This window comes from Streptomyces sp. WAC06614 (assembly GCF_003949795.1).
GTDB lineage: Bacteria > Actinomycetota > Actinomycetes > Streptomycetales > Streptomycetaceae > Streptomyces.
The window spans coordinates 1-3,371 of record NZ_RPRY01000509.1; the positions used below are offsets into that span (position 1 = coordinate 1).

At 73.8% G+C, this 3,371-nt stretch carries 3 protein-coding genes and 1 pseudogene; 1 reads left to right on the forward strand and 3 read right to left on the reverse strand.

Going from position 1 to position 3,371, the window contains the following annotated elements:
* The 3 genes and pseudogenes from EF918_RS38790 to EF918_RS33990 all read right to left on the reverse strand — a co-directional run.
* A pseudogene (locus tag EF918_RS38790) lies at nt 1-223 on the reverse strand (ABC transporter ATP-binding protein); the annotation flags it as partial.
* A gap of 109 nt (nt 224-332) precedes the next feature.
* Nucleotides 333-1,502 (reverse strand): agmatine deiminase family protein, encoded by a 1,170-nt coding sequence (locus EF918_RS33985; RefSeq protein WP_125652736.1) that lies wholly within the window; start codon nt 1,500-1,502, stop codon nt 333-335.
* Nucleotides 1,503-1,734: 232 nt separating this feature from the next.
* Nucleotides 1,735-2,343, reverse strand: coding sequence for a TetR/AcrR family transcriptional regulator (locus EF918_RS33990; RefSeq protein ID WP_125652737.1), 609 nt, complete (start codon nt 2,341-2,343; stop codon nt 1,735-1,737).
* Between the two features lie 129 nt (nt 2,344-2,472).
* On the opposite strand from EF918_RS33990, the gene EF918_RS33995 reads away from it, so the two are divergent.
* Nucleotides 2,473-3,371: serine/threonine-protein kinase (locus tag EF918_RS33995; RefSeq protein ID WP_148141322.1), on the forward strand; the 899-nt coding region annotated here is incomplete at its 3' end.

The window sequence follows — 3,371 nt, forward strand, 5'->3', positions numbered from 1 at the left end:
GGTCGTCGCACGGATCGCCGCCGCCCCCGCCGGCGATCCGTGCGACGACCTTGGCGACGATCAGCGGCGCGAGGTAGTGGATGCCGATGTTGCCCAGCGCCGGGAGCAGCATCGCGGGGACGGTCAGCCGGCGCAGCCGGGCCAGTTCCCTTCCGTAGTAGCGCAGTGCGAGGACCACCGGACCCTGACCCGGTGAACGCGTGTGTGATTCAGGCGAATCCATGCCAACCCTGCTTTGTCAGGCCCCCCTGGACAAGGTTCGCAGTGTTTCGTGCCCGTCCCCGGGCCGTCCAAGCATTTTCGACGGCCCGGGAACGGGACCTGGCGGAGCGTCAGGCGGCAGGCCTGCCGGGCTGGTCGTGGGTGGAGCAGTGGATGCCGCCGCCGCCCGAGGCGATGGTGTCGATCTGGACCGGCACGATGTCCCGCTCGGGGAAGTGCTCCTGCAGGATGCCGCGCGCCCGGTCGTCGGCCTGACGGTCACCGAACTTGGGCATGAACACGGCGTCGTTGGCGATGTAGAAGTTGGCGTACGTCGACACGAAGTCGTCCCCGTGGCCCGTGGTGCGGTTCAGATCGGGCTGCGGGAGGTCGACGATCTCGAAGCGCCGGCCCCGGGCGTCGGTCGCCTTCGACAGCACGGACTTCGCCTGATCGGCGGAGCGCGACCAGGAGTCCGCCGGCGTACTCGGATGCGCCCGGTCCAGCAGCACCACGCCCGGTTCGGTGAAGCGTACGAGGCTGTCCACGTGCGCGTCGGTGATGTCCTCGCCCCGTACGCCGGCCAGCCAGACGACCTTCTCCACCCCCAGGCTCTGCTTCAGCTCGGCCTCGATCGTGTCGCGCGACTTGCCGCGGTTGCGGTTGTCGTTGACGACCGAGCTCTCCGTGACGAGCAGGGTGCCCTCCCCGTCGGTCTCGAAGGAGCCGCCCTCCGCCACCAGCGGCGCCTGCACCCGGGGGATCTGGAACTTCTGCAGCAGGGCGCGGCCCACCTGGGCGTCGTGGGTGTGCTCCTGCTTGTTGCCCCAGCCGTTGAAGTGGAAGTCGACCCCGACGACCTTGCCGCCCTCCTCGACGAAGACCGGGACCGTGTCGCGGGCCCACAGGTCGTCGACGGCCAGCGGGACGACCTCGACCTGGTTACCGACGGCCCGCTGGGCGGCCGACACCTGGTCGGGGCGGGCCATCATGACCACCGCCTCGTACTGTCCGACCGCGCGGGCGATCCGGGCGATGTCCTCGCGGACGGAGCGCAGGTCCTCCTCCCACACGCCCGCCGCCAGGGCCGGCCAGGCCATGAACGTACGGGTGTGGCGCTCCCACTCGGCGCCCAGGCGGCGCCCTGCGCCGCCCGAAGCGGAACGGGAGGAGCCGGCCGGGGTGCTCCCGGACCGCTGGGCGGTCCCGGCGGGGCCGCAGGCCGCGGCGCCGAAGGCCAGGGCGCCGAGTCCGGCGAGGGCGCGGAGGACGGTCCGGCGCTCGGGGGGCAGGTTCGACACGGGAACTCCGATCGTGGACCGGCGGGACAGGGACGTCCGGCCGGGGCGGACGCGGGGCACGGCGACGGCAGGGGCGCCGTGGCTCCACCACCAGGGTGCGCGCTCGACCCCGCGGGCGGCCGCTCACGGAAGCGGAGCGGCCGCGTGTCGCCACTGTGACACTGACTGGATTTTCAGTCAAACCGGTGAGGCGCCGTAGGGACGTCGACGCGGCGGCTCGCCGGGCGCGCCGTCAGCCGAGTACGGGCACGCGCTCCGGCGCCAGCCGCCCGGCCTCCACCTCGATCGCCGCGCGCAGCAGGTCACGGGCGTGGTGGGCGGGCAGGAGGCCGCTCAGCCAGCGGACGCTCAGCCCTTCCAGCAGGGCGGTCAGCCGCTCGGCCGCGGCCGTGGCGGCGGCCCCCGGCGCCCCCGGGCACGCGGCGCGCAGCAGGTCCGCGACCTCGGCGGTCCAGGCGGCACCGGCCGCGGCGAGCTCGGCCCGCAGCCCCGGGTCGAAGACCGAGTGGGCCCGTAGCTCCCCCCAGGCCGTGCTGTTCTCGCGTACCTCGGGGAGTTCCTGGAACTCCAGCAGCAGCATCCGTTCCAGCAGTGCGCGCGGACCGGCGGGCCCGGCGGCGCCCGCCGGATCCGTCGCGGCGGCGGTGTACCGGTCCGCCCGGTCCCCGATGAAGGCGAGGGCGCTGCGCAGGATGCCGGACCGGTCCTTGAAGTAGTAGTAGACCAGGGCGGTGGACACGCCGGCCTCGGCCGCCAGCTCGGTGACCCGCAGCCCGCGCACGCCCCGGCGCGCGATCAGCCGGGCGGCGCTCTCCAGGATGACGCGTCTGCGGTCCGTCACGTAGGCCCCTCTCCGTCGATGTCTCGTAGCGCATTGTCACACATTGACTGAAAACTCGGTCAGGGGAAGGATGTGATCCGGTCACCACCGCCCCGCTGGTCACTGCCGCCCCGTTGAAAGAGCCACCGCATGTCCGCACAGCTTTCCGGCCCAGAGCTCCCCACGGCCCTGACCCTGTCCCCCGACGACCCCGACCGGATCGGCGGCTACCGCCTCCACGCCCGGCTCGGCTCCGGCGGCATGGGGGTGGTCTACCTGGCCCACACCCCCGGCGGCCGCCCGATCGCGCTCAAGATGGTCCGCCCGGAGTTCGCCGCGGACCCCGCCTTCCGCGACCGCTTCGCCCGCGAGGTGGCCAGCGCCCGCCGGATCCACGGCCTGTTCACGGCGCAGGTGGTGGACTTCGGCGTGGACGCGCACACGCCCTGGCTGGCCACCGCCTACGTCCCGGGTCCCTCGCTGCACGAGGTGGTGCGCCGGCACGGACCGCTGCCGGTCCGTACCGTGCTGCTGCTCGTCGCGGGCATCGCCGAGGCGCTGCAGGCCATCCACGGCGCGGGCATCGTCCACCGCGACCTCAAGCCCGGCAACGTGCTGCTCGCCGCCGACGGCCCCCGCGTGATCGACTTCGGCATCGCCCACGCCGCCGGCTCCGCCGCCCTGACCGGCACCGGACTGCGGATCGGCACCGCCGCGTTCATGGCGCCCGAGCAGGCGCTCGGCCACCGGGTGACGCCCGCCGCCGACGTCTTCGCCCTCGGCGCGCTCGCCGCGTACGTGGCGGGCGGGCAGGCGCCGTTCGGGAGCGGATCGGAACCCCCCGTCCTGTACCGGGTGGTCCACGAGCACCCCGACCTCACCCGGGTCCCCGCCGAGCTGTCCGCACTCGTGGCCCGCTGCCTGGCCAAACAGCCGGCGGACCGCCCCACGCCCGCCGAACTGATCGCGTACGTCCACGCCCACCCCGCCGTCGGCACGCGGCCGGAGTTCACCGACGGCGGGGTGGGCGTGGACGTACGCGATCAGTT